This window comes from Streptomyces sp. L500, from assembly GCF_054551825.1.
The window spans coordinates 121,847-147,229 of sequence record NZ_JBTOLC010000011.1 but is presented as its reverse complement, the minus strand read 5'-3'; the positions used below and the strand labels follow the sequence as shown (position 1 = coordinate 147,229).

The 25,383-nt window shown below is 72.1% G+C and carries 18 protein-coding genes; 7 read left to right on the top strand and 11 right to left on the bottom strand.

Annotated elements, in window-relative coordinates:
* Position 1: 1 nt before the first annotated feature.
* The 7 genes from ACX9I7_RS13770 to ACX9I7_RS13740 all read right to left on the bottom strand — a co-directional run bounded on the left by ACX9I7_RS13770 (position 2) and on the right by ACX9I7_RS13740 (position 7,507).
* Positions 2–979, bottom strand: a complete 978-nt coding sequence (locus tag ACX9I7_RS13770; RefSeq protein WP_387572966.1) for a terpene synthase family protein — start codon at positions 977–979, stop codon at positions 2–4.
* A gap of 552 nt (positions 980–1,531) precedes the next feature.
* The gene (gene lnt, locus ACX9I7_RS13765; protein ID WP_459387488.1) at positions 1,532–3,067 is read right to left on the bottom strand and encodes an apolipoprotein N-acyltransferase; all 1,536 of its coding nucleotides are present in this window, start codon (positions 3,065–3,067) and stop codon (positions 1,532–1,534) included.
* A 114-nt stretch (positions 3,068–3,181) separates the two neighbouring features.
* Entirely contained in the window at positions 3,182–4,612 is a 1,431-nt protein-coding gene (locus ACX9I7_RS13760) for a cytochrome P450 (protein WP_387572960.1), read from the bottom strand.
* A complete protein-coding gene (locus ACX9I7_RS13755) occupies positions 4,609–5,232 on the bottom strand; it encodes a GTP-binding protein (RefSeq protein WP_126913123.1) in 624 nt (207 codons plus the stop codon). Before ACX9I7_RS13755 ends, ACX9I7_RS13760 begins: the two co-directional genes overlap by 4 nt.
* A complete protein-coding gene (locus tag ACX9I7_RS13750; RefSeq protein ID WP_387572956.1) occupies positions 5,213–5,587 on the bottom strand; it encodes a DUF742 domain-containing protein in 375 nt (124 codons plus the stop codon). The genes ACX9I7_RS13755 and ACX9I7_RS13750 overlap by 20 nt, the downstream gene beginning before the upstream one ends.
* Positions 5,584–5,970 carry a roadblock/LC7 domain-containing protein gene (locus tag ACX9I7_RS13745; RefSeq protein WP_126917876.1) on the bottom strand — a complete coding sequence of 129 codons (387 nt, stop codon included), beginning with the start codon at positions 5,968–5,970 and terminating at the stop codon, positions 5,584–5,586. The genes ACX9I7_RS13750 and ACX9I7_RS13745 overlap by 4 nt, the downstream gene beginning before the upstream one ends.
* A 28-nt stretch (positions 5,971–5,998) precedes the next feature.
* Positions 5,999–7,507 (bottom strand): ATP-binding protein, encoded by a 1,509-nt coding sequence (locus ACX9I7_RS13740; RefSeq protein ID WP_189450780.1) that lies wholly within the window; start codon positions 7,505–7,507, stop codon positions 5,999–6,001.
* Between the two features lie 386 nt (positions 7,508–7,893).
* On the opposite strand from ACX9I7_RS13740, the gene ACX9I7_RS13735 reads away from it, so the two are divergent.
* Positions 7,894–10,674 (top strand): ATP-binding protein, encoded by a 2,781-nt coding sequence (locus ACX9I7_RS13735; protein WP_459387487.1) that lies wholly within the window; start codon positions 7,894–7,896, stop codon positions 10,672–10,674.
* An 86-nt stretch (positions 10,675–10,760) separates the two neighbouring features.
* Here the strand turns inward: ACX9I7_RS13735 and ku are convergent, their stop codons facing one another.
* A complete protein-coding gene (gene ku / locus ACX9I7_RS13730) occupies positions 10,761–11,771 on the bottom strand; it encodes a non-homologous end joining protein Ku (protein ID WP_459387486.1) in 1,011 nt (336 codons plus the stop codon).
* Between the two features lie 32 nt (positions 11,772–11,803).
* On the opposite strand from ku, the gene ligD (ACX9I7_RS13725) reads away from it, so the two are divergent.
* On the top strand, positions 11,804–12,709 hold the full coding sequence (gene ligD / locus ACX9I7_RS13725; protein ID WP_387572947.1) for a non-homologous end-joining DNA ligase: 906 nt from the start codon (positions 11,804–11,806) through the stop codon (positions 12,707–12,709).
* A gap of 57 nt (positions 12,710–12,766) precedes the next feature.
* Here the strand turns inward: ligD (ACX9I7_RS13725) and ligD (ACX9I7_RS13720) are convergent, their stop codons facing one another.
* Together ligD (ACX9I7_RS13720) and ACX9I7_RS13715 are read right to left on the bottom strand one after the other, a co-directional pair.
* Positions 12,767–13,690, bottom strand: coding sequence for a non-homologous end-joining DNA ligase (gene ligD, locus ACX9I7_RS13720; RefSeq protein ID WP_459387511.1), 924 nt, complete (start codon positions 13,688–13,690; stop codon positions 12,767–12,769).
* 47 nt (positions 13,691–13,737) lie between these two features.
* Positions 13,738–14,751 carry a PHP domain-containing protein gene (locus ACX9I7_RS13715; protein WP_459387510.1) on the bottom strand — a complete coding sequence of 338 codons (1,014 nt, stop codon included), beginning with the start codon at positions 14,749–14,751 and terminating at the stop codon, positions 13,738–13,740.
* 142 nt (positions 14,752–14,893) lie between these two features.
* Here ACX9I7_RS13715 and ACX9I7_RS13710 point away from each other — a divergent pair, with 142 nt between their 5' ends.
* Positions 14,894–16,315 (top strand): NAD(P)/FAD-dependent oxidoreductase, encoded by a 1,422-nt coding sequence (locus ACX9I7_RS13710; RefSeq protein WP_459387485.1) that lies wholly within the window; start codon positions 14,894–14,896, stop codon positions 16,313–16,315.
* A 151-nt stretch (positions 16,316–16,466) separates the two neighbouring features.
* On the opposite strand, the gene ACX9I7_RS13705 is transcribed toward ACX9I7_RS13710, so the two are convergent.
* Positions 16,467–17,900 carry a lipase maturation factor family protein gene (locus ACX9I7_RS13705; protein WP_459387484.1) on the bottom strand — a complete coding sequence of 478 codons (1,434 nt, stop codon included), beginning with the start codon at positions 17,898–17,900 and terminating at the stop codon, positions 16,467–16,469.
* A 72-nt stretch (positions 17,901–17,972) separates the two neighbouring features.
* Here ACX9I7_RS13705 and ACX9I7_RS13700 point away from each other — a divergent pair, with 72 nt between their 5' ends.
* The 4 genes from ACX9I7_RS13700 to scpA all read left to right on the top strand — a co-directional run bounded on the left by ACX9I7_RS13700 (position 17,973) and on the right by scpA (position 25,379).
* Complete coding sequence (locus ACX9I7_RS13700) at positions 17,973–20,060, top strand: SpoIIE family protein phosphatase (RefSeq protein ID WP_459387483.1); 2,088 nt, start codon at positions 17,973–17,975, stop codon at positions 20,058–20,060.
* A gap of 123 nt (positions 20,061–20,183) precedes the next feature.
* The gene (locus ACX9I7_RS13695; RefSeq protein WP_459387482.1) at positions 20,184–21,215 is read left to right on the top strand and encodes a CinY protein; all 1,032 of its coding nucleotides are present in this window, start codon (positions 20,184–20,186) and stop codon (positions 21,213–21,215) included.
* 82 nt (positions 21,216–21,297) lie between these two features.
* Complete coding sequence (locus ACX9I7_RS13690) at positions 21,298–23,178, top strand: methylmalonyl-CoA mutase family protein (protein WP_459387481.1); 1,881 nt, start codon at positions 21,298–21,300, stop codon at positions 23,176–23,178.
* Entirely contained in the window at positions 23,178–25,379 is a 2,202-nt protein-coding gene (gene scpA / locus ACX9I7_RS13685) for a methylmalonyl-CoA mutase (protein ID WP_459387480.1), read from the top strand. Before ACX9I7_RS13690 ends, scpA begins: the two co-directional genes overlap by 1 nt.
* Positions 25,380–25,383 lie beyond the last annotated feature (4 nt).

Genomic DNA, 25,383 nt, shown 5'->3' with positions numbered 1-25,383 from the left:
GTTACGGCACCCGCTCGAGATCGGCCGACTTCTGATCCTGGACGGGCGCTCGTAGCACGTCGTCGGTGACGCCGCTCAGGTTCTCCGCCCAACTGACCCGGTCGCCGTGACCCGGCGCGTGTTCCACGTCCAGGTAGCGGGCGGTGCGCAAGGACCAGTCGAGATTTCCTCGGATCCACGATTCGAGGCCGGCGATATAGCGCTCGACCGCCCGCCGCGTCAGGGGAGACGCCTGGGACTCCTCCAGCCACGTTGGAATTCTTTCCTTGTGGTCGAGGAACAGGCGAATCCTCGAGGTCTGCATCGCGTTGACGAGTTCCACGGACTGCTGGACCTCACCGCCGGTCAGATACTGGGCGATGGGGACGATGTTGTTCACCTCGCCACGTGCCATCTCTTTCTCGTGCGACAGGATGTCGTTCGACATGCAGATCACGTCGATGGCCGCGAGCTCCATGGTCCTGAGAAGGAGATCGTCGTTGAGGCGGGCGGGCACCTCCAGGGATTCCGTGAAGGGTATGAGGTCGAAGCCGATCCACGTCGCCCCGGTGTCCCGCCGCATCTCGATGTACATGACCAGGTCCGGAGTGTAGCGTCGGGATCTGTTGGAGATCTCCCAGAAGTACGACATCAGGTAGTCGTGCATGTGCCCTTTGAATCGTTCCTGCCAGGAGAGGGACATCTTGGCCGCCGTCTGGTGCCAGAGATCCAGCAGGCCGGCCTCCAGCGGGTTGGTCGCGGTCTGCGGCTCGATTTCCGGGTTGGTCAGGAACCGGAGCAGGTTGGGAAGAATGCTTTCGGCTTCGACCCTGCTGCGTCCCAGATAGCAGTCGTCGAAATGGTCGTCGAACAGGAACAGCCAGGCGCACCACTTGGCCGCCACCGCGAGACGATCCGCGGGCGCGTCAGGATATGTGCGGGCTGCGAACTCGCCGTAGAGAGCGGATTCGAAACGCTTCTCGGCGGATGACGAAGTCACCAGTTCCCACTCGCGAGCCCACTCCAGTGCCTCGTCGGAGGCTATTTTCAGGTAGGGGCTCAGACGGGAAGGGAACGGGTTGTAGAATTGCGGCAGTGTGAAGGAAGGAATGACGTCCTCCTTTTCCGTGCTCCTCGGTAGGGCGAGGGTTGCTCGGACGGCTGCGACGCGTGCTCGATGAGAGTGTCGACCATCTTGCGTCCAGGAACAATCGCGACGACTTCGTTTTTGGCGCGAACCCGCCGACACTCTCCGGCTGGTCTGGTGCGTTGATCACTACCTGGCCCGGGCCGGACGGTCGCCTGGAGGTGACCAAAGAGGAGGCTCCGGCTCAGGTTGCTTCCACCGTGACGCGAGAGCGATATCCGCAGGCAGAGCGCGAAGCGGGGGCGCTCGAAGCGCCGGTGGCCCGTTCGCAAGCCTGTAAATAAGGCATGAGACAGGCGGTGTTGGCGCGTTTGGGGTGGTTTTGGGGGGCCGTTCCGCGTGATCGGTAAACAGCCATCCTGCGCATTGGGGACCAGTCAGAGCGCATGTGCGAATCGCGACTGGCTACTTCCTGATGGCCAGCCGGGAGACCTCGGTGGCACAGAAGAGGGCCACGATCGCCACCGCCCCGTACAGGGTCCAGTCGCCGGTGCGCACATAAGGGCTGGTCCCACGGGCCAGTGGTACGTCGTAGACGACCGCGGCGCTGCGGTCCGTGCCGAGCGTCCGGCCGACCGTGCGGCCGCGCGGGTCGGCCACCGTACTCACGCCGGTGAGGGTCGCGTGCACCACCGGTCGCCACGTCTCGGCCGCCCGCAGCGCGGCCAGCGAGGCGTGCTGGCGCGGAGCCCAGCTGTCCTGGAACGTCGATGTCGCGGACTGGACGACGAGCAGCTGGGCGCCGTCCTGCGCCAGCCGTCGGCTCATGTCCGGGAACGCCGACTCGAAACAGACCAGCGGGCCGACGCGCAGACCACCGCCGCGCGTGTCCGGCAACCGCATCAGCACCGGACCGTCCCCGCGCCTGCGGTCCTCGGCGGCCGCCTTCCCCACGGACGTCGCCCAGCCGAGCACTGAACGGGCCGGGACGTACTCGCCGAAAGGCACCAGGCGCATCTTGTCGTAGCGGTCCCCGGTCGGGCCGTCCGGCCCGATCAGCACCGAGCTCTTGAAGATGCCGGGCCGATCCGAGCGCCGTGCGTCCACGTTGACGAGCAGGTCCGAACCGACCGTACGAGCGAGCGCGGCCAGCCGGTCACGCAGGTCCGGTCGGCTCCCCAGGTCCTGCCCGACGCTGCTCTCGCCCCACACCACCAGGTCGACCCGCCGGCCGGCCAGCTCCCGGGTGAGTTTCTCCTCGCGGTCGAAGCGCCGCTGTACGCTGCCCGTCCCGTCGATGATGCCGGGCTGTACGAGCGCTACTCGCACTGTCCCCGCGAACTGCGGCGCCGGTGCCCCGGCCCAGACGCCGATGACCGCTGCCGCGCAGGTCACGACCGCCGCCACCGCGACCGCGCGGCCCCGAGGCACGGAAACCAGCGCGGCGAGTGCGGTGTTGACCACCACCAGCAGGAAGCCGACCAGCCAGACACCGCCTACCGAGGCCACCCGCAGCGCCGGGTGCACCTGCCACTGGCTGGCGCCGAGCAGCCCCCAAGGGCCGCCCAGGTACTCCCAGGACCGTACGAGCTCCACGAGCAGCCATCCGGACGGCACCACGACCAATGCCGCGGCCACCCGGCCGGGACCGGCCGAGCCGGCGAGCAGCCGGTGCACGAGCAGCCCCCAAGGGGCCCACAACGTCCCCAGGAGGGCGACCAACACGAGAATGAACACATGCAGGCTGGGTAGCAGCCAGTGATGTACGGCGAGCAGGAATCCGGCCCCGCCCAGCCATCCGTCGAGTGCCGCTCGCCGCCCCGTGGGCGCCGAACGGATGAGCAGCAGCCACGGCACGAGCCCCACCCACGCCAGCCACCACAACGATGGTTCCGGAAAGGCCAGCGCGGGCACTGCTCCGGCGGCGATGGACACCACGGACCGCCACCAGGGTGAGGCGAGGAGTCGTCCGTACCGCTCGGCCAGCGACCACATCGTCATCGTGCGCCTCCCTCATGCGTGCCGATCACTAGTGTTGGGTATGCCCACCCATTCACCTGTGTCACCACGCACGAGAGAGGTCCGGCAAGTGCCGGAGCGAGTGGACGGTGCTCGTCAGCGGCGACGCAGCCATTTCGTGATCGAACGCCACCACGTGAAACGCGCGGAGGCGGGCTCGGCGGTTCCCGCCTCCGGCTCGAGTGCGGGCTTCGTCGAACCGCCCGGCAGCGTCGACGGGGACTCATAGGAGTCCAGGTCCGCCAGCTGCGGCTGATGTGCCGTGAACTTCACGGGCAGCTCGGACAGATGGCGCGTCATCATGGCCGAGCGATAGGTGAGTTCCGATTCCTCGCAGGCGAGGTTGAGATCGGGCAGACGCCACAGCAGAGCATCGATTCCCGTGCCCGCGATGGCCCGTCCCACGTCTTGACCGGGGCACTCGTGCGCTCCGCCACTGAAGGCGAGGTGGGCGCGATTGCCGTGGATGGGAGCGTCCAGGTCCGGCCGGACCGCCTTGTCCATATTGGCGGCGGCCAGTCCCAGCACCAGCGCGTCGCCCGACTTGATCTGCTGTCCACCGAGCTCCGTGTCCTGAGTGGCCCAGCGGCCCAGGATGGTGATGAACGGTGGTTCGTCCCAGAGGACTTGCTCGACGGCGTCGGGGAGCGTCATATGTCCACCCGCCAAGGACGCCCGGAAGCGGACATCGGTGAGCACCATCTTCAGAGTGTTCGCGATGACGTTCGCGGTGGATTCGAAGGCGGCGATCAGGACGAGTCGAAGATGCTGCTGCACCTCGTCGTCCGAAAGACCGGACGGATGTTCCAGCAGCCAGCTGGTGAAGTCGGCACCGGGCTGGGCGTGCTTCCGTGCCACGAGCTTGCGCAGCGTGTCCTGAAGGAACTCATTGCTCGCGACAGCCGTCTCGGTGCCCCTGAGCATGTCGCGGCAGGCATTGACCAGCTGGGGGCTGTACTCCTCGGGCATGCCGAGCAGCTGGGTCATCGCCATCATCGGCAGATGCTCGGCGAACTCGCTCACGAGCTCCGCCTGTCCCGAGGCGCAGAAGCGGTCGACCAGCTGATTGACGCACTGCGTGACGTGGCGCCGGATGCCTCGCTTGTCGAAGCGCGCGATGCTGTCGTTCACGGCGCCACGCCAGCGTTCGTGCTGCTCGCCGTCGGCGAAGGTACAGATCGGCTGCCAGGCGGTGACGGGCGTCAGCGGATGGTCGGGAGCGACCCTGCCCTCGCGGAAGTCGCGCCAGTTCCGGGAGTCGCGGGAGAACCGCGAAGGCGTACGCGTCACATCGAGGGTCTCCCGGTATCCCAGCACCAGCCAGGCCGGGAGATCGCCGTGCAGCAGCACCGGCGCCACGGGGCCGTGCTTGGCCCGCAGTCGTTCGTACAGGCCGTACGGGTCCACCTCGGCTTCCGTTCCGTACAACCGGGTCGCTCCGGCGTGGGACCCGCCCACGTGTGCCGGGCACCCCGGCGGTGGTGCCATGAGGGAGTCGGTGCGGGCGTGTTCGGGGGGGTTGGTCACTGGGGCTCCGGGGAGACGGTCGTGAGGGTGTAGAGGTAGCGCATCAGCGCCATCAGGATGTCGCGGCAGGAGGCGCGGTCGCGGGCGTCGCAGTCGATCATGGGGACGGAGTCGTCCAGGTCCATGGCCGCGCGGAGTTCCGACACGGGGTATCTGGGGGCTCCGGGGAAGGCGTTGACCCCGACGACGAAGGGGACGCCGCGTTCCTCCAGGCGGCCGATCACGTCGTAGCTGACCTCCATCCGGCGGGTGTCGAGGAGCACGACCGCGCCGAGGGCGCCCTCGAAGAGGCCGTTCCAGAGGAACCAGAACCGCTCCTGGCCGGGCGTGCCGAACAGGTACAGCACCAACTGGTCGTTGATGCTGATGCGGCCGAAGTCCATGGCCACCGTGGTCTCGGTCTTCTGCTCGATGCCGGCGAGGTCGTCCACGCCGACACCGGCCTGCGTCATCGTCTCCTCGGTGGTCAGCGGACGGATCTCGCTGACCGAGCCCACCAGGGTCGTCTTGCCGACCCCGAAGCCCCCGACGATGACGACCTTGACGGCCGCGGTGGCCGTGGCGGGGAGGGTGTCCTCGCTGCGCGGCCCGGCGTAGCTCTCAGAGCTTCTGTAGTCCATGCATCACCGCCTCAAGGATTCGGACGTCGGGCAGCGCGGCCGCGGGTACGGGCGGGCGGGCCTCGACCTTTCCGTCGGAGAGCAGCTCGGTGAGCATCGGGGTCAGGGTGCTCACCGGCAGCTCCAGATAGGCGGATATCTCGGCGACCGAGAGGGGGAAGTCGCACATCCGCACGACGGCGGCGTGCTCGGGCTGGAGGCCGGGGTCGGGCTCCGCGCGGGAGACGATGAGGGTGACCAGGTCGAGGTGGGTCCTGGGCCTGGCCCGTGTCTCCGCCGTACTGAGGATGTACAGCCTGTCCGGATTGCCGGGTGGCTCCGCACCGGGCTCGTCGTCGGGTCGGGAACCGTTCACGTGGCCGCCCCGCCGACCCGGGGCGGGCTGGTGAGATGGGAGCCGATGCGGGCCACCAGATCCCGCATCTTCATGCCCATCAGCCCGGCGTCCACGTCGTCGTCGGCCAGCACGGCCAGATACGCCCCGGCCCCGGCGGCCATGAGGTAGAAGAAGCCGCCGTCGACCTCGATCACCACCAGGCGCATCTCCCCGTCCCCGTGCGGGAACTCCTGCGCGATGGCCGTCGAGAGGCTCTGCAGTCCGGCGCAGGCGGCGGCGAGGCGGTCGGCGACCTCCGTGTCCGTACCGTGCTGGGCCATGCGCAGGCCGTCCGAGGACAGCACGATCACGTGGCGGGTCTGGGGGACGCTGGTGGCCAGGTCCTTGAGCATCCAGTCCATGTTGAACCTCGGCTGCTGCGTCACTTGGCTACTCTTCCTTGTCTGACGGGTTATCAGTGATGGGCCGCCCGTTCTGCTCGTGCAGCTCGCCGTTGATGCCGCTGGTGAACGCGGCCAGCCACATTCCCGGCTGTACGGGCGGCTCCTCGGGCACGGACGGGGCGGGCGTGCGCCCCTCGGCCGCGTTCCGGGCCCGCTCGGCGGCCGCGCCGCGGCCGAAGGGGAGCGGGGCCGGCCCGCGCCGCCGACGGCGCTGGGGCAGACCGCCGTCGCCCATCGGCGGCGGCACGGGGCTGTCCATCATCGGCGTCTCGGACGGCTGGAGGGGGATGGAGCCCGGGCGGCGCTTCTTCTTGGCGGGCGGAAGCTTGGGCGCGCGGGCGATGTCGCCACCGGGGAACCTGCTCGCGGTGATCAGGTTCGGCGGGATGACCAGCACCGCGCGGACGCCGCCGTAGGCCGAGGGCCGCAGCGACACGATGAAGTCATAGGTGTTGGCCAGCCGGCTGACCACTGCCAGACCCAGCCGCGGGGACTCGCCCAGGTCGTCCAGGTCGAGGCCGCCCTCCTTGGACAGCACCCGGTCCGTGCGGCGGCGGGCCTCGTCGGTGAGGCCGACGCCGGCGTCCTCGATCTCGACCGCGATGCCGGACTGGATGTCGACGGCGGTCAGATGGACCCGGGTCTGCGGCGGCGAGTAGCGGGTGGCGTTGTCCAGCAGCTCGGCCAGGGCGTGGATGACCGGCTCGACGGCGGGACCCACCACGGCGACGTCGGCCACGGAGTGGAGGTCCACACGGCGGTACTCGAGGATGCGGGACATCGCACCGCGCAGCACGTTGTAGAGCGGGATCTCGGAGCGCCACTGACGGCCGGGGCGCGAGCCGCCCAGAACCGCGATGCTGTCCGCGAGACGGCCGGTCAGGGCGTTGCCGTGGTCGAGGTGGAGCAGGTCGCCGAAGACATCGGGGTTGTTGCCGTGCTTGTGCTCCATCTCCCGGATGTCGTACGCCTGCTGGTGCACGATCGCCTGCATGCGGCGCGCGATGTTGACGAACGCCCGGTGGGCCGCGTCACGCAGCGCCTCCTCCTGCTGCACCGCCTCGATGACGGACCGCACCACGGCCCGGTGGGCGGCGGAGAAGCCGGGCTCCAGCTCATGGGCGGGGACGGTGACCCTGACGACCTGGTCGGTGGGGGCGCCGCGGCGCATCAGCTTGAGCGCCTCGGGGAGGACGTCCCGGGCGAAGCGCCAGGTCTCGGCGTCGTGCTGGTCCAGCCGGCGCTGGAGGAGCGCCTCCCGCTCGGCCAGGCGCCGGCGCAGCCCCGCGATCACCCTGCCGCGCCGCGCCGCCTCGGCGGAGGCCAGCCCCACCGCGACGGTCGCGGCCGCTCCGCACCAGATCACGGGCGCGCGCGCCGCCGGGGTCACGGAGAGGACCGCCGTGACCGCGCACACGGCCAGCACCAGTGGGGAGATCAGCCATATGAGCGCGGAGGCGGGCCGCCTGGGAGCCGACGAGCCTGTACCAACCATCGAGATCCTCGGAACTCTTGAGACAAGGGAGTGGGTGCCGGAGCGCGGCATTTTCCTCGCTTCTTGGGCGGGAAAGACGGCGGCAGCACAGCACTTGACCGCGGCGGGCCGTACACACGTCGGCCCGCTGCGCGACATGGAGCGTAGCCGGTCGTCGGACGCTCCCGGCGCGAACTTGTCATATTCGCGGAATGAGCTGACGAGCGAATTCGAAAGGCTTCATAATGGCCCACGCCTGAGTGGGCGAATGCATTTCCGAATGGCAGGGGGCGCGTTCGGCCCGGAGCGAAGGTCACGCTCACGGGTGGTCCGTCCACCGAACCCTGCCCCTTGGCCGGTGGACGGGGCTAGGCTCGCTCCACCACATCCTCCGGGGAGACACCGTCATGTCGGGGCAACAGCGTGAACGCGTCCTATCTGCCGCCCTGTTCGAGCGAGAGCGCGAGCTATCCGTCGTCGAGCGGGCGGTGTACGGCCTCTGCGGCCGTGAGATGCAGTGTGAGAACCAGAAGGAGAGCACCGAGAACGAAGAGGCCCTCGAGGCCGGGGAGTCCGCCGGGACCACGGGCGTGGCCGAGAGGGAAGGTGGCCTGCTCCTCATCAGCGGCGAAGCGGGCCTGGGCAAAACGGCGTTGCTCACCCATGTGCGCCGCGTCGCCGGTGAGCGCGACGACTGCACCGTGCTCTTCGGGCGCGGCAGCAAGTCCGCCGAGAGAGTCCCCTTCGCCGTCGTCCGGCAGCTCCTCCAGCCCGAGCTCGCCGCGATGCCCCAGGAGGCCCGGCGGGAGCTGCTCGGCGACTGGCACGACATCGCCGGCCCCGCGCTCGGCATCACCCCGCCCGTCGGCCCGCTGGCCGACCCCCAGGGCGTGCGCGACGGACTCGACTGGGTGATCACCCAGCTCGCCTTCAACGGCAAGCCCTTGGTCGTCATCGTCGACGACGCCCACTGGGCCGACCCCGAGTCCCTGGCGTGGATCACCTCCTTCGCCGTACGGCTGCGGGAGATGCCGCTCCTCATCGTGCTGGCCTACCGGCCGGAGGAACTGCCCGACCACACACCGGGCTTCAAGGAGCTGGTCGCCGGGCGGGTGGCTCGGCCCGTCGAGCTGCACGCCCTGACCCCCGAAGCGGTGGCCGGGCTGGTGCGCGAGGCCCTCGGCCCCGGCGCGGACGATCCGTTCTGCCGCGAGGTCTGGGCGGTCACCGGCGGAAACGCCTATGAGGCCGTCGAGCTGATAGCCAAGGCACGGGACCGCGACATGGATCCGGTCGAGGAGTCCGCCGCGCTGCTGCGCGAACTCGGTGCCGCCGCCCGGGGCAAGGGTCTGGTCGCCCGCCTCGAGCAGCTGGGGTCCGCCGTGACCCGGTTCGCCTACGCGTCGGCCGTCCTGGGGACGGAGATCGAGCTCTCGCTCGCCGCCAACCTGGCCGGCATGGGCCCCACCGAGGCCAAGCAGCGCGCCGACCAGCTCCGGGAGGCCCGGATCCTCACGGGTGACACCACGCTGGAGTTCGTCCACCCGCTCATCGCCACCGCCGTCTACCGGGCGATCCCGGCGGGTACCCGCACCGCCATGCACGGGCAGGCCGCCTGGCTCTCGGCCGACGCGGGCAAGGGCGTCGCCGTCTCGGCCCGGCACCTGCTGGAAGTGCACCCGGACGCCGACGCGGACGTGGTCGGTCAGCTGCGCGCGGCGGCCAGGGAGCACCTCGCCGTGGGCGCCCCCGACGCGGCCCGCCGCTGTCTGGAGCGGGCGCTGCTGGAACCTCCGCCGGAGGAGGACCGGGCCATGCTGCTCTACGAGCTGGGCTGTGCCGCGCTGCTGATCTCGCCGCAGACCACGGTCAACCACCTCCGTGCCGCCCTGGCCCTGCCGGACCTCAGCGAAGAGCTGCGCGTCGACGCCACCTTCCGGCTGTCCCAGGCCTACGCGCACAACAGTCAGCTCGACAAGGCCGCCGAGGTGGTCGCCGACCAGGCGCAGCGCATGCCGCCCGGTCCGGGCCGGATGCGCCTTCAGGCGGCCCACTACATGTGGAAGGGCGTGCAGGTCGACGGGGACGACGCGATCGACTGCTCCCGTCGCATCGCCGAGCTGGCCCGTGACCTGAAGGGTCAGGACAACGCCGAGCGCACCTTGCTGGTGCTGCGCGCCTTCGACGGGATGCTCCGCAGCGAGAACTCCCTGGAGATCGGCGAGTTCATCGACCGGGTCCTGGTGGACGGCAAGCTCCCCGACGGTCTGGGCTGGACCAACGCGGAGTGGGGTTTCGAGATCCCCAGCCAGATCGGGATCGTCTGTTCCTACACCGACCGGCTCGACGAGGCCGATGAGCTCTCCTACCAGGCCGTGCGCGCCTTCGAGGTCGCCGGCTGGAGCGGTGCCCATCTCGCGTTCGCCCATGATCTCCGGGGGCTGGTCTTCCGGCGTCGCGGCGATCTCGCGGAGGCCGAGCGGGCCCTGCGCAAGGGGCTGCACCTGGCCCACCGTCTCGGTCCCGGGCTGCCCATCCAATGGGACGGTATGTGCTTGCTGATCGACACCCTCCTGGCCCGGGGCAAGGTCGACGAGGCCCAGGAGGTGGCGGAGGCCAACTCCTTCCTCCCGCCGTACTCACCGGGGATCGCCCTTCCCGACGCCGCCTGCCTGGCGGGCAGGTTGCTGCTCGCCAGGGGCAAGACGAAGGAGGCCGTCGAGGAGCTGGAGGCGGCCGGGCGGAGGCTGGAGGAGCGCGGTCGGCACAACACCCTCTGGGCACCCTGGGCGTTCGACCTGGCCTTCGCCATCAAGGACGAGGAGCCGGAGCGCGCCCGGACCCTGGTCGGCCAGGCGATCCAGCACGCCATGCGGTTCGGCACCGACACGGCCATCGGCGAGGCGCTGCGCCTGGCGGCGAGGGTGGACGCGCCGCGGGAGCGGCCGGAGAGGCTGAGCAAGGCCGTCGCCCATCTGCGGATGTCGCCCTGCCGCTACGAGCTCGCGGCGGCGCTGGTCGACCATGGGGTCGCGCTGCGCGAGTGCGGCCACAAGGCCGAGGCGGTGGAGCGGCTGCGGGAGGGCCTGGAGCTCTCGGAGCGCTGCGGCGCGGACGGGCTCGTCCGTACCGCGCGGGCGGAGCTCGTGGAGCTGGGCGTCGAGAAGGAGGGCGAGCCCACGGACTGAGTTCCCGTGTTGACGCCGTGGGTTAACGTGCGGGTGCGACGTCGTCGCGTGGTGTGAAGAGGGGCCGCCGGCCCGGGGCGACAGGCTCAGGAGGCCCGGCGGCCCGTCTTTTTGGCCGCGGTCTTCTTCGTCGTCGCGGAAGCGCTGGTCTTCGTGGCACGGGTCTTCGAAGAGCCGGTCTTCGAAGACCCGGTCTTCGCGGTGGTCCTGGAGGCCGTGGTCTTTTTGGCCACGGCCTTTTTGCTCGTACCTTTGGTCGAATCTTCGGTCTTTTTCGCGCGCCCGGACGACGTGGTTTTCGCCGCCGTCTTCGTGGGGGCGCCTTTCCCGCTCGCCGAATCGATGGAGGCCTGCAGGGCCGCCATCAGGTCGATGACATTGTCGGGCGCGGCCGTGGTCTTCTTCCGGGGCGTCGGCCGGTGGTCGAGATGGGCGCTGATGAGCTCGCCGAGGGCGATCTCGTACTCGTCCTCCAGTGTGTCGAGGTCGAAGTCCTCCGACAGCGTGTCCATCAGGCTCGTGGCCATCTTCAGCTCCTGCGGTCGCACGGTGACCGAGGAGGAGGGGGCGAGGCCCTTGCTGTCGCGGATCTCGTCCGGCCAGTACATGGTGTGGAGGACCAGCAGGTCCTCGTGGACTCTCAGCAGGGCCAGCGACTCCCGCGTCCGCAGCGCGATCTTGGTGACGGCGACGCGTTCGGTCTGCTTCAGCGTCTCCCGCAGCAGGACGTATGGCTTGTCGGCGGCCGCGCTCTCCGGGGCGAGGTAGTAGGCGCCGGAGAGCCGCAGGGCGTCGATGCGGTCGGCGTCGACGAAGGCCAGGACGTCGATGAGCTTCTTGCTCGGCAGCGGCAGGCCCGCCAGCTCGTTCTTGGTGACGACGGCCGTGTTGCCCTCGTCGTCCTCGAAGCCCTTGGCGACGTGCTCGTAGTCGATCTCCTTGCCGCACGCGTCGCAGACGCGCTTGAGGTGGATGCGGCCGCCGTCCTCGTCATGGACCTGGTGGAGCCTGAGCCCGTGCTCCTGGACGGCGGCGTAGAGCCGTACCGGCACGGAGACGAGGCCGAAACCGATGGCGCCCTTCCACATCGTCCGCATAGATCCGTCCCTCCGCGGGGAATTCCTACTTTATGCCCGCCTCGTCGGACCGGCAGGTGGTGGAGGTCGAGGGCCACCGACTGGCCCTCTCCCATCTGGACCGGGTGCTCTTCCCCGGGTCGGGGCACACCAAGGCGCAGGTGCTGCGGTACTACGCCCGGATCGCCCCGGCGCTGCTGCCGTACGCCCGTGGCCGTCCCACCTCGTTCGTCCGCGCGCCCGAGGGGCCGGCCGGGCAGAGCTGGGTCGCCAAGAATCCGCCGGCCGGTTCCCCCCATTGGGTGCCCCGGGTGCCGGTGGAACACCGGGAGGGGCTCACCGAACAGATCGTGCTGGACTCCACGGCCGCGCTGATCGCCATGGTGAACCTGGGGGCGTACGAGGTGCACGTGCCCCAGTGGACGGCCGAGGCGGGCCCGGACGGGCACGACCGCCTCGTCCTGGACCTGGATCCCGGTCCCGGCACCGACCTCGTCGTCTGCTGCCGGGTGGCCCAGCGGCTGCGCCAGCTCCTCGACGCCGACGGGCTCGCCGCGTACCCGGTGGTCTCCGGGTCCAAGGGGCTCCATCTCTACGCGCCCATCCGGCCCGCTACGGGTCGGGCCGCCTCCCGGTACGCCAAGGAGCTGGCCGGGCGGATGATGGGCGAGCACCCCGGGCTGGTGGTGGTCTCCATGGCGCGCGCCGAGCGCCGGGGCAAGGTCCTCATCGACTGGTCGCAGAACGCGAGCGCGAAGACGACGGTGGCGCCGTACTCCGTGCGTCTCACGCCCGACCGTCCGGGTGTCGCGGCCCCGGTGACCTGGGACGAGGTCGCCGGCTGCCAGGATGCGGCCGACCTGGCCTTCGGCCCGGAGGAGGTCCTCGACCGCGTCGCCGGCCACGGCGACCCGCTGGTGGGCCTGGGAGGAGCACGGGGGAGGGCCCCACTGCCGTGAGAGTGCGGCCGAGGCCCCGGCCCGGTCCGGGCCCCGGCCGTCAGGCGGGGGCGGCGTTCACGTCAGGTCCGTCAGGTCCGGCCGGAGCCGGTGCCACGTGGGGTGGCGGAGGCGACCGGACGCCGTCCAGCCGCTGAAGACGACCTCCGCGACGAGCCGGGGCTCGGCCCAGTGCGCGGCCGGTACGTCGACCGGGCCCGTGAACGGGGAGTCGGGGCGCTGGACGACCGTCAGATAGCGCGCCAGGTCGGCGCGTTCCCGCTCGGCGAGCCCCGAGCCCACGGAGCCCACGTAGCGCAGGCCCTCGGGCTCGCGCAGCCCGGCCAGCACCGCGCCGGGCAGGCCCGTCAGCCGGCCCTGGCCCTCGGTCCAGCCGCCGATGAGGACGTCGATGGTGATCACATGCTTGATCTTGCGCCAGTCGGGTGACCGGAGGCCCGGCGCGTACCGCGAGGTCAGCCGTTTCGCGATCACGCCCTCGAAGCCGCTGCTGAGCGTGGCGTCCCAGGCGCGTCTCCCCTGGCCCTCCAGGTACGCGGGGACCGACCAGTTGGGGCCGCCGATGCCCAGGCCCGAGAGCACGGCCCGGCGCTCGCGGTAGCCGAGGTCGGTGAGGACGACGCCGTCGAGGTACATGATGTCGAAGACCATCAGGTGCACCGGGTACTCCATCGCCAGGTGCGCCGCGCGGCGCGGGTTGGCGATGTTCATCCGGCGCTGGAGCAGCCCGAAGTCGGGGCGTCCCTCCGCGTCCAGGACCACGATCTCGCCGTCGAGCACCACGAGCCTGCCGTGCAGCTGCTCGCCGAGGGCCTGCAGTTCGGGGTAGGTCCGGGTGGCGTCGTTGCCCGTGCGGGTGACCAGGCGCAGGGTCCCGTCGCCGGGTGTGTCGGCGACGCAGCGCACCCCGTCCCATTTGACCTCGAAGGCCCAGTGGGCGTCCTCGCCCTCGGCGGGCAGCGGCCCGGGGGTGGCCAGCATCGGCCGGATCGAGGTGCGCTCGGGCAGCGGGGCGTCCAGCGGGGCGTTCACTTCGAACCGGCCCAGTCCAGCAGGCGGTCCGCCGGCCAGGTGGTGACGACCCGGTCGGCGGGCACCCCGCACTCCTCGGCGCGGGCGCAGCCGTAGATCTGCCAGTCGAGCTGGCCGGGGGCGTGGGCGTCGCTGTCGATGGCGAACAGCACGCCCGCGTCCAGGGCCCGGCGCAGCAGCCGGCGCGGCGGGTCGAGCCGCTCGGGGCGGGAGTTGATCTCCACGGCGGTGCCGAAGCGGGCGCAGGCGGCGAAGACCATGTCCGCGTCGAACTCCGACTCCGGCCGGGTCCGCCCGCCGTTCAGCCGTCCGGTGCAGTGGCCCAGGACGTCCACGAGGGGGCTGGCGACGGCGGCCACCAGTCGCCGGGTCATGGCCGGGGCGTCCATCCGCAGCTTGGAGTGGACGGAGGCGACCACCACGTCCAGCCGCTCCAGCAGTTCCTCCTCCTGGTCGAGCGCGCCGTCGGCGAGGATGTCGCACTCGATGCCGGTCAGCAGCCGGAAGCCGTCGCCCAGCTCCGCGTTCACCTCGGCGACCACATCGAGCTGCTGTCGCAGCCGCTCCGGGGACAGGCCGCGGGCGATCGTGAGCCGGGGGGAGTGATCGGTGAGCACGGCCCACTCGTGGCCGATCGCGCGGGCGGCGCGGGCCATCTCCTCGATGCCGCTGCCGCCGTCCGACCAGTCGGAGTGGAGGTGGCAGTCGCCGCGCAGGGCCTCGCGCAGGGCCAGCCCGCCCTGGACGAGGGGGGCGCCCGCCGTCTCCTCCAGCTTCGCCAGATAGCCGGGCGCCCGGCCGGTGAGGGCCTCGGTGACCACGCCCGCGGTGCTGGGGCCGATGCCGCCCAGCGCCGTCAGGGAGCCGTCGGCCGCGCGGCGCCGCAGCTCCTCGTCCGGCAGGTCGCGGATCACGGCGGCGGCCGTCCGGAACGCCTTCACGCGGTACGTCGGCGCCTGTGAGCGCTCCAGCAGGAACGCGACGCGTTCCAGCGCCTCCACGGGCTCCATGCCACCCATGGCACCACCTCCACACCACCACCGTGCGGTACGGCGGAGCGGCGCGCATGTGTTCCGGGCGGGCGCGGTATGGGCAGACCATCCCGTATGGGCGGACCGTGCGGAGTTCCACCGCGACGGAGGAGGAGCGGGCATGAGCGACGCGCACAGTGACGGCGGTGTCGTTCCCGGGCGCCGGGCCGTGGTGCTGGGCGGCGGGATGGCGGGGATGCTGGCCGCCTCGGCCCTGGCGGACCACGCCGACGAGGTGGTCGTCGTCGAGCGGGACCGGCTGCCGTCCGGGGCCCTGCCCCGCAAGGGGCTGCCCCAGGCGCGGCACGCGCATCTGATGCTCGCGGGAGGGGCGCGGGCGGTGGAGTCGCTGCTGCCGGGGATCACCGACCGGTGGCTGGCCGAGGGCGCCCGGCGGGTGGCGCTGCCGACGGCGCTGGTGTCGCTGTCGTCGCAGGGCTGGATCCCCCGTGCGCCGGAGGCGCAGTTCCTGATCTCGTGCAGCCGGGACCTGCTGGACGCGGTGGTACGGGAGCGGGTGCTGGCCCACTCGCGGATCACGCTCCGGGACGGCGTCGAGGTCCACGGGCTCCTGGGCGACGCCCGGCGGGTGACGGGCGTGCGGATCGGCGAGGTGGGCGCGGGCGGGGTGCGGCCGCTCCCGGCAGCGCTCGTCGTCGACGCCACCGGGCGGGAGTCGCAGGCCGCGCGGTGGCTGACGGAGCTGGGGCTGCCCGCCGTCCGGGAGGAGACCGTCGACTCGGGCCTGGTCTACGCGACGCGGCTGTTCCGGGCGCCCCCGGGAGCGGAGGACTTCCCCGTCGTGAGCGTCGCGCCGCGCCCCGACGCGCTGCTGCCGGGCCAGGGCGTGACGATGCACCCGGTGGAGGGCGGGCGCTGGCTGGTGACCCTGTCCGGTACGAGGGGCGGCGAACCCTCACGGGAGGACGCGGAGTTCGAGCCGTTCGCGCGCCGGCTGCGGCATCCGCTGGTGGCCGATCTCATCGCCCGCGCGGAGCCGCTCACCGGGGTGCGGCGGGGTCGCTCCACGGTCAACCGCCGCCGGTACTTCGAGCGGATGGCCTCCTGGCCGGGCGGTCTCGTCGTCACGGGGGACGCGGTGGCGGCGTACAACCCCGTCTACGGGCACGGGATGTCGGCCGCCGCGGCGGGCGCGGTCGCCCTGCGGGAGGTCCTGGCGGGGGAGGTCCTCGGCGACCCCCGGTCGGCCCGGCGGGCGCAGCGCGCGGTGGCCCGGACGGTGGACGGGCCCTGGGCGATGGCCGTGGGCGAGGACATCCACTACCCGGGCGCGATCGGGGAGCGGCCGCCGGCGGCGGCGCGGCTGCTGCGGGGCTATGTCCAGCGGATGATACTGACCGCGACGGTGGACCCGGCCCTGACCCGGGCCATGGTGGACGTGATGACGCTGGCCGCGCCCATGTCGGCGCTGTTCACGCCCGCCGTGGTGGCGCGGGTGGCTCGCGGGCCCCGGCGGCTGCCGCCCCCGGAGCCGCCGATCACGGCGGCCGAACTGGCCCGGGCGGGCCTGGCGCCGGCCTGACGCCCGGCCGGCGGCCCGGCGCCCGTCCCCGCTGTCAGCAGGCAGGTCGGTACCGCCGGGCCGCGCCGTCGTGGCCGGTCGCCGTCGCGGCGGGAGGCAGGCCCCTTGACCCGCCCCTTCTCGTTTCCCGGGGGCAAGCCCCCGGACCCCCTCACGGCTGTGTTGCCAGCCGTGCCGGCGGCAGGTACTCGCGCACCAGCGTGCGGTGCCACCAGCAGCCCGTCTCGCGGAGCTCGCGCCAGGTCGTGAAGCGGTAGAGGTAGAGGCGGGCGCGGACGTGGGTGGGCGGGGTGGCGGGGAAGGGGTTGTGGCGCAGGAGGCGCAGGGTCGCCGGGTCGCCCGTCAGCAGGCGTTCGACGAAGGGGCCGAACCATTCCCGGGCGTAGCCGGGGGAGATCCCGGCGAACCACATCAGCCAGTCGAGCCGCAGGTGGTACGGCGCGAACTGGCGGGGGAGCCGGCGGGGGTCGCCGGGCTTGCCCCGGAAGCCGTACTCCTTCCACTCCGTGTCCTCGGTGAGCCGTTCGTCGGACGTTCCCTCGACGACGACCTCGTAGCGGCTGCGATTGACGCTGCCGAAAGCGCCGTAGGTGTTCACCAGGTGGAAGGCGTTGAAGGACATGTTCATGCGCTGCCGCGCGGACAGCAGATTGCGCACCGGCCACCAGCTCAGCGTGACCACCAGCGCGGTGGCGGCGAGCACCAGCACCTCGAACCAGAGCGGGGCGGCGCCGGCCGGGGCGTGCCGGGGGAGGCTCAGTAGCTCCGCGAGGGCCGCGCCGTCGACGGCGGAGAGGGCGAGGACGATCGTCAGCCAGTTGAGCCAGGAGAAGTTGCCGGAGGCGACGAGCCAGAGCTGGGTGCAGATGATCACGGCGGCGGCGACGCTCGCCACCGGCTGCGGGGCGAACAGCCCGATCGGTACGACCAACTGGGCGACGTGGTTGGCGGCCGTCTCCACCCGGTGGAGGGGCTTGGGCAGCCGGTGGAAGAACCAGCTCAGCGGGCCCGGCATCGGCTGGGTCTCGTGGTGGTAGTACAGGCAGGTCAGGTCGCGCCAGCAGGGGTCGCCGCGCAGTTTGATAAGCCCGGCGCCGAATTCGACGCGGAAGAGCAGCCAGCGCATCAGCCACAGCGTGAGCACGGGCGGGTCGGTCCGGGCGTTGCCCAGGAAGACGGCCAGGAAGCCGGTCTCCAGCAGCAGGGACTCCCAGCCGAAGCTGTACCAGGTCTGGCCCACGTTGACGATCGACAGGTAGAGCGCCCACAGCGCGGCCCACATCGCCATGGCCGCGCCCAGCGGCACGGCGTCGGCCGCGCCCGCCACCATCGCGGCCGACAGCAGCGCTCCCGTCCAGGCCCAGGCGGCGAAGAAACGGTCGGAGTAGTGGAACTGGAAGACGCTGGGCGCCCGGCGCGGCGGCGCGTACGCCACGTACTGGGGGACCGGCAGCATGCCGCGCTCCCCGATGAGCGCGCGGAACTGCAGGGCCGCCGAGACGAAGCCGACCAGGTAGATCGCCGCGAGCGCCCGCGTCAGGAGCAGCCGGCTGAGCCAGTACCCGGATGCCGTGAACCACTCCATGGCGCCCTCCGCACCGGTCGCATCGAAACCGGTCGCATCGAAGAAACGAACAAAAGATGGCAGAGTGACTCTATGGTTGATCGGGGAGCGACGCCTGCCGCCGTCCCGCCGCCGGACGACTGGCCCGCCCGCCCGGAGGCGGTGCTCGCCCTCAATCGCATGGGCGGCTTCGACTGGGACCTGATCAGCGGACGGCTGCACCTGGACCCGCAGGCGCTGGAGCTCCTGGAGGTGCCGCCGGAGCGGTTCCACGGCCGGATCACCGATCTGACGTACCGCGTCTCGCGCCCGGACGCCGCCCGGCTCGACACCATGGTGGCCCGGGCGCTGAAGGACGGCAGCGAGAGCTACGGCGGCTACTACCTGGTCCGCTGCGCGGACGGCTCCCAGCGCTGGACCTACACCCAGGGGCGCATCCGGCGCGACGCCGACGGGCGGCCCTGCCGGATCATCGGCGTCGTCCGGGACGCCACCGAGGAGCTGGGCCGGACCGGTCCCCGGGAGACCGACGAGGAGCGCCGCCATCAGACCACGGTCGTGGAGACCACGACGGCCGCCCTCGCGCACGCCCGGACCGTCCAGGACGTCATCGACTTCTTCCGCGACGCCCGGGCCCTCGAGCACCTGGGCTCCGACCTGCTCGTCCTCGGCCTGCTGGAGTCCGGCCGCATCCACCTCGTCGCGGAGGGGCCCTCGGAGCACTTCATCCCCGGCACCCGCTACACGCGCGTCGACGACAACTTCCCGATGAGCGAGGTCATCCGCACCCTCTCGCCCCGGTTCATCGAGTCGCCCGAGGAGTTCTCCACCCACTACCCCTGGCTGTGGGAGCGCATCAAGGACATCGGCATCTGCTCCGCCGCCTATCTGCCGCTGGTCGCCCAGGCCCGGCCCATCGGCGCGCTGGGCCTGCTCTACCGCGAGGCGCGCGGCTTCACCCGGCAGGAGCGCAACCTCTTCATCGCGCTCAGCAGCAGCCTGGCGCAGGCCATAGCCCGGGCGATGCTCTTCGACCAGGAGCACGACCTCGCCGAGGGCCTCCAGCAGTCCATGCTGCCGCGCCGCATCCCCGACGTGCCCGGCGCGCAGATCGCGGTGCGCTACCGGTCGGCCCGGATGGGCCGGGACATCGGCGGCGACTGGTACGACGCCATCCCGCTGCCCGGCGGCCGGGTCGGGGCGGTCATCGGCGACGTCCAGGGCCACGACACCCACGCCGCCGCCGTGATGGGCCAGCTGCGGATCGTCCTGCGCGCGTACGCCACCGAGGGGCACTCGCCCGCCACGGTCATGGCCCGTGCCTCGTCCTTCCTCCACGAGCTGGACACCGACCGCTTCGCCACCTGCACCTACGCGGAGGCCGACCTCACCACCGGGGTCGTCCAGCTGGTCCGCGCCGGCCATGTGGACCCCATGCTGCGGCACGCCGACGGCACCTGCCGCCGGCTGCCCGTCTCGGGCGGGCTGCCGCTCGGCCTGTCCGCCGAGTTCGGGCGGCTGGACTACCCCGTGACGACCGTCGAACTGGCCCCGGGGGAGACCCTGCTGATGTTCACCGACGGCCTCGTCGAGCAGCCCGGCTCCGACCTCGACGAGGGCATGCGGCGGCTCGGCGCCCTGGTCCGCGAGGGCCCCTACGACCTCCACAAGCTGGCCGACCTGCTGTGCGGCGTGGTCGGGGAGCGGATGGGCGAGGACGACCTGGCCGTCCTGCTGCTGCGCCGCCAGGGCCCGGCCGCCCGTGGTGGCGGCCGCCTCCAGCAGCACATCGCCCCCGCGGACCCCGAGGCCCTCTCGGCCGGCCGGCACATGATCCGCGCGGCGGTAAGGGCGTGGGGCGCGCGGGAGCGCTCGGACGAGATCGAGCTGGTCGCCGACGAGTTGGTGACCAACGCCCTCCTGCACACCGACGGCGCGGCCGTCGTGACGATCCGGATGCTGACCGGGCACGAACGGCGGGTGCGGGTGGAGGTGGAGGACAAGTCCAGCGTCCTGCCGCGCCGCCGCGAGCCCGGCGAGTCGGGGGTGTCCGGGCGCGGGCTGCTGCTGGTGGACCGGCTGGCTGACGTCTGGGGCGTGGAGCCGCGCGGGAACGGCAAGTGCGTCTGGTGCGAGTTCGTGGTGCCCGAGCGGCACCCGGTGCCGGACGAAGACGACTGAACCGGTTGTCCGGGAGTGCATGCCCTATACACCCTCTCTTGCAAAGGAATTGCAAATTCCGGTCTTCTTGGATCAACTGTTGACGCAATCCCCCCTGACGGACCGTCGACAAGGCCGAAAACCATGGGCACCCCCCGCCACCACCACCCCCTCCGCCGCAGAGCCGGCCGGCTCCTGGGCGCCGCCGCCCTCGCCCCCGCCGTGCTGCTCACCGCCCAGGCCGGGCCCGCCCGGGCCTTCGGCACGGTCAGCGCGTTCGGGCAGCACGCCGAACACGAGGCGATCACCCGCGCCGCCCTGGCATGCGCCCCCGGCACCCGGTCCGACGGCACCTGCTTCGAACCCCGCTCCCTCGACCAGCTCGCCGGCCACAAGCGCACCTTCGGCGCGGTCGGCGCGCCCGACACCGACGAGATCGTCGTCCCCGCCGCCCACTGCGACAACGCCGACTTCCTCACCACCCCCGGCTACCCGCGCGACCGCGCCGACGCCACCCGGCAGCTGCTGGCCTGCATAGCCAGACTCCAGACCCGCTTCACCGAGGGGGTCACCGCCGCCGGCGGCACCGTCGCGGCGGACGGCGAGGTCGTCCCGGGCGAGAACGACCTCGCCAAGGACTGCACCTTCACCCTCGGCATCCGGGGACGCGACAAGTGCGAGGCCATCGAGGGCCTGGGCCGCGCCCTCCACGGCGTCCAGGACTTCTACTCGCACAGCAACTGGACCGACGAGGCCGCCGACGGCCCCCTCGGCAAGGACAACCCGCCCGGCCTCGACCGCCCCGCGCCCTCCCCCCTCCTCGCCCTGGGCACCGGCCGCCCGCCCGCCGCCCCGTCCGTCCCCGCCGACCTGACCACCGGCTGCTTCTCCCTCCTCCCGCTCGGCTGCGCCCGCCACGTCCAGCACGCGGGCCTCAACAAGGACACCGGCGTCATCGACCCGGCCACCGGGAACACCAGCGGCCCCACCAGCCCCCGTGGCAAGGTCGCCGGGAACTTCGACCGCGCCGTCCACGGGGCCGTCACGGACACCCGCCGCCAGTGGGCCGACTTCCGCGCCGCCCTGACCGCCAGATACGGCAAGGACCGCGCGGAGACCATCGGTTGCGCCCTCACCCACGACACCCCGGCCCGCGACTGCGCGCCCAAGAGCTGAATCCCGCGTTCCACCGGGAAGAGGCCAAGGTCACAACCCTTGCCCCTGCTGCGGGAGGCGGCCGCTCACTAGCCTTCCCCCCATGACGGTCCTGCCCGACGACGGCTTCCACCTGGCTGCCGAGTTCCCGGACGCGACCCGTGAGCAGTGGCAGCGCCTTGTCACAGGCGTGCTGAGCAAAACGGGCACCGCGGCCGAGGGACCGGCGGCCGAGGACGCACTGGCCACCGCGCTCCAGGACGGGCTCGCCACCCGTCCCCTCTACACCGCCGACGACGGCGGCGCGGTGCCCGGCCCGCCCGGCTTTCCCCCGTTCGTCCGCGGCGGGCGGCCGGAGGGCACCGCGCTCACCGGCTGGGACGTACGCCAGCACCACGGCGGCCCCGACCCCCGGCGGGTCAACGAGGCCGTCCTCGCCGATCTCGAGAACGGCGTCACCTCCCTGTGGATCGCCGTCGGCGGCGCCGGACTGCCCGTCGAGGCGCTGCCCGCCGCCCTTGACGGCGTCTACCTCGACCTCGCCCCCGTCGTCCTCGACGCGGGCGAGGAGTCCGAGCCCGCCGCGCGGAAGCTGCTCGGCCTGTACGCCGAGCGCGGCCTGCCGCGCGACGCGGCCGCCGGCAACCTCGGCGCCGACCCCCTGGGCACCCTCGCCCGCACCGGCACCGACGCCGACCCCTCCGAGGCCCTGGACGCCGCCGCCCGCCTCGCCGCCCTGTGCGTCCGCGACCACCCGCGCCTGCGCGCCCTGACCGTCGACGCGCTGCCCCACCACGAGGCCGGCGGCTCGCCCGCCCAGGAACTGGGCGCCTCCCTGGCCACCGGCGTCGCCTACCTCCGCACCCTCACCGCCGCCGGGCTCACCGTCGACGAGGCATGCGCCCAGCTGGAGTTCCGCTACTCCGCCACCGCCGACCAGTTCCTCACCATCGCCAAACTCCGCGCCGCCCGCCGGCTGTGGGCCCGCGTCGCCGAGGTCAGCGGCGCCACGCCCGCCGCCCGCGCCCAGCGCCAGCACGCCGTCACCTCCTCGGTGATGATGACCCGGCGCGACCCCTGGGTGAACATGCTGCGCACCACCATCGCCTGCCTCGGCGCCGGCGTCGGCGGCGCGGACGCCGTCACCGTCCTGCCCTTCGACACGGCCCTCGGCCTGCCCGACGCCTTCGCCCGCCGGATCGCCCGCAACACCTCCTCGATCCTGCTGGAGGAGTCCCACCTGGCCCGGGTCGTCGACCCGGCCGGCGGCTCCTGGTACGTGGAGCGGCTCACCGACGAACTCGCCCACGCCGCCTGGGCCTTCTTCCAGGACCTCGAACGCGCCGGGGGCCAGGCCGCCGCCCTGCGCTCCGGATTCCTCGCCGAACGCCTCGCCGACACCTGGCGGACCCGCTCCGCCGACCTGGCCACCCGCCGCGAACCCATCACCGGCGTCAGCGAGTTCCCCCACCTCGGCGAGGCGCCCGTCCACCGCGAACCCGCCCCGCCCGCGCCCACCGGCGGACTGCCGAAGGTCCGCCGCGACGAGGCGTACGAGGCGCTGCGTGCCCGCTCGGACGCCCACCTCGCCGCCACCGGCGCCCGGCCCCGCGTCCTCCTCGCGGCCCTCGGCCCCGCCGCCGCCCACACCGGCCGGGCGACCTTCGCCGCCAACCTCTTCCAGGCGGGCGGCATCGAGCCCGTCACCCGCCAGGTCACGGCCGAGGACGCCGCCGACGCCCTCACCGCCGAGGGCGCCACGATCGCCTGCCTGTGCTCCGGCGACACCCTCTACGCCGAGCAGGCCCCGGCCGTGGCCGAGGCGCTCAAGGCAGGGGGCGCCACCGTCGTCTTCCTCGCCGGAAAGCCCAAGGGCGAGCTGCGGGAAGACTGTCTGCGGGCGGGAGTCGACGCGTTCGTCTTCGCCGGCGGCGACGCCGTCGCCGTCCTCTCCTCCGTCCTCGACCGCATGGGAGTGGCGTGATGCGGATCCCCGACTTCTCCGGCATCGACCTCGACCCCGCCGCCACCGGCCCCGCCGACCCCGGGGCCTGGCGCGCCGCGCTGAAGGAGAGCACCGGCAAGAGCGCCGAGGACCTCCTGTGGGAGACCCCCGAGGGCATCGGCGTCAAACCCCTCTACACCGCCGAGGACCTCGAAGGACTGGACTTCCTCGCCACCTACCCCGGCATCGCGCCCTACCTGCGCGGCCCGTACCCGACGATGTACGTCAACCAGCCCTGGACCATCCGGCAGTACGCCGGCTTCTCCACGGCCGAGGAGTCCAACGCCTTCTACCGCCGCAACCTGGCGGCCGGCCAGAAGGGCCTGTCCGTCGCCTTCGACCTGCCGACCCACCGCGGCTACGACAGCGACCACCCGCGCGTCACCGGCGACGTCGGCATGGCGGGCGTCGCCATCGACTCCATCTACGACATGCGGCAGCTCTTCGACGGCATCCCGCTCGACAAAATGACCGTCTCCATGACCATGAACGGCGCGGTGCTGCCCGTCCTCGCCCTCTACATCGTCGCCGCCGAGGAACAGGGCGTACCGCCCGAGAAGCTGGCCGGGACCATCCAGAACGACATCCTCAAGGAGTTCATGGTCCGCAACACCTACATCTATCCGCCCCGGCCCTCGATGCGGATCATCTCCGACATCTTCGCGTACACCTCGCAGAAGATGCCGCGCTACAACTCCATCTCCATCTCCGGCTACCACATCCAGGAAGCCGGGGCCACGGCCGACCTGGAGCTCGCCTACACCCTCGCCGACGGCGTCGAGTACCTCCGCGCCGGCCAGGGCGCCGGCCTCGACGTGGACGCCTTCGCGCCCCGCCTTTCCTTCTTCTGGGCGATCGGCATGAACTTCTTCATGGAGATCGCCAAGCTCCGGGCCGCCCGGCTGCTGTGGGCCAGGCTCGTCAAGCAGTTCGACCCCAAGAACAGCAAGTCCCTGTCGCTGCGCACCCATTCGCAGACCTCCGGCTGGTCGCTCACCGCCCAGGACGTCTTCAACAACGTGGCGCGCACCTGCGTCGAGGCCATGGCCGCCACCCAGGGCCACACCCAGTCCCTCCACACCAACGCCCTCGACGAGGCGCTGGCCCTGCCCACCGACTTCTCCGCCCGCATCGCCCGCAACACCCAGCTGCTCATCCAGCAGGAGTCCGGGACCTGCCGGGTCATCGACCCCTGGGGCGGCAGCGCCTACGTCGAGCGGCTCACCCACGACCTCGCCCGCCGCGCCTGGCAGCACATCCAGGAGGTCGAGGCGGCCGGCGGCATGGCGCAGGCCATCGACGCCGGCATCCCCAAGCTCCGCGTCGAGGAGGCCGCGGCCCGCACCCAGGCCCGCATCGACTCCGGCCGGCAGCCCGTCATCGGCGTCAACAAGTACCGGGTCGACAGCGACGAGCAGATCGAGGTCCTCAAGGTCGACAACTCCTCGGTGCGCGGCCGGCAGATCGACAAGCTCCGCCGGCTGCGCGCCGAACGCGACGAGAGCGCCTGCCAGGACGCCCTCCACGCCCTCACCCGCGCCGCCGAGGCCGGCCCCGGCCCGGGCCTTGACGGCAACCTCCTGGCCCTCGCCGTGGACGCCGCCCGCGCCAAGGCCACCGTCGGCGAGATCTCCGACGCCCTGGAGAAGGTCTACGGGCGGCACGCCGGGCAGATCCGTACGATCTCCGGTGTCTACCGGGAGGAGGCCGGCATGTCGTCCGGCGTGGAGCGCACCCGCGCGCTGGTCGAGGCGTTCGAGCGGGAGGACGGGCGCCGCCCGCGCATCCTGGTCGCCAAGATGGGCCAGGACGGCCACGACCGCGGCCAGAAGGTCATCGCCACCGCCTTCGCCGACCTCGGCTTCGACGTGGACGTCGGCCCGCTCTTCCAGACGCCCGCCGAGGTCGCCCGGCAGGCGGTCGAGGCGGACGTCCACATCGTCGGCGTCTCCTCGCTGGCGGCCGGTCACCTCACGCTCGTCCCGGCGCTCCGCGAGGAGCTCGCGGCACAGGGCCGCGAGGACATCATGGTCGTCGTGGGCGGGGTCATCCCGCCGCAGGACGTCCCCACCCTCCTGGAGATGGGCGCCGCCGCGGTCTTCCCGCCCGGCACGGTCATCCCCGACGCCGCCCACGACCTGCTGAAGACCCTCGCCGGGGTCCTCGGCCACGAGCTGTGAGCCC

Bases quoted from the DNA above. Each gene is read 5' to 3' on its own strand.
- ACX9I7_RS13715 (WP_459387510.1), bottom strand. From the start codon at position 14,751: ATGGAGCCCGTGGAGGCGCTGGAACGCGTCGCGTTCCTGCTGGAGCGC.
- ACX9I7_RS13740 (WP_189450780.1), bottom strand. From the start codon at position 7,507: ATGGTTGGTACAGGCTCGTCGGCTCCCAGGCGGCCCGCCTCCGCGCTC.
- scpA (WP_459387480.1), top strand. From the start codon at position 23,178: ATGCGGATCCCCGACTTCTCCGGCATCGACCTCGACCCCGCCGCCACC.
- ACX9I7_RS13700 (WP_459387483.1), top strand. From the start codon at position 17,973: ATGGTTGATCGGGGAGCGACGCCTGCCGCCGTCCCGCCGCCGGACGAC.
- ku (WP_459387486.1), bottom strand. From the start codon at position 11,771: ATGCGGACGATGTGGAAGGGCGCCATCGGTTTCGGCCTCGTCTCCGTG.
- ACX9I7_RS13705 (WP_459387484.1), bottom strand. From the start codon at position 17,900: ATGGAGTGGTTCACGGCATCCGGGTACTGGCTCAGCCGGCTGCTCCTG.
- ligD (WP_459387511.1), bottom strand. From the start codon at position 13,690: ATGCTGGCCACCCCCGGGCCGCTGCCCGCCGAGGGCGAGGACGCCCAC.
- ACX9I7_RS13755 (WP_126913123.1), bottom strand. From the start codon at position 5,232: ATGGACTACAGAAGCTCTGAGAGCTACGCCGGGCCGCGCAGCGAGGAC.
- ACX9I7_RS13735 (WP_459387487.1), top strand. From the start codon at position 7,894: ATGTCGGGGCAACAGCGTGAACGCGTCCTATCTGCCGCCCTGTTCGAG.
- ACX9I7_RS13745 (WP_126917876.1), bottom strand. From the start codon at position 5,970: ATGGACTGGATGCTCAAGGACCTGGCCACCAGCGTCCCCCAGACCCGC.
- ACX9I7_RS13690 (WP_459387481.1), top strand. From the start codon at position 21,298: ATGACGGTCCTGCCCGACGACGGCTTCCACCTGGCTGCCGAGTTCCCG.
- ligD (WP_387572947.1), top strand. From the start codon at position 11,804: ATGCCCGCCTCGTCGGACCGGCAGGTGGTGGAGGTCGAGGGCCACCGA.
- lnt (WP_459387488.1), bottom strand. From the start codon at position 3,067: ATGACGATGTGGTCGCTGGCCGAGCGGTACGGACGACTCCTCGCCTCA.
- ACX9I7_RS13695 (WP_459387482.1), top strand. From the start codon at position 20,184: ATGGGCACCCCCCGCCACCACCACCCCCTCCGCCGCAGAGCCGGCCGG.
- ACX9I7_RS13710 (WP_459387485.1), top strand. From the start codon at position 14,894: ATGAGCGACGCGCACAGTGACGGCGGTGTCGTTCCCGGGCGCCGGGCC.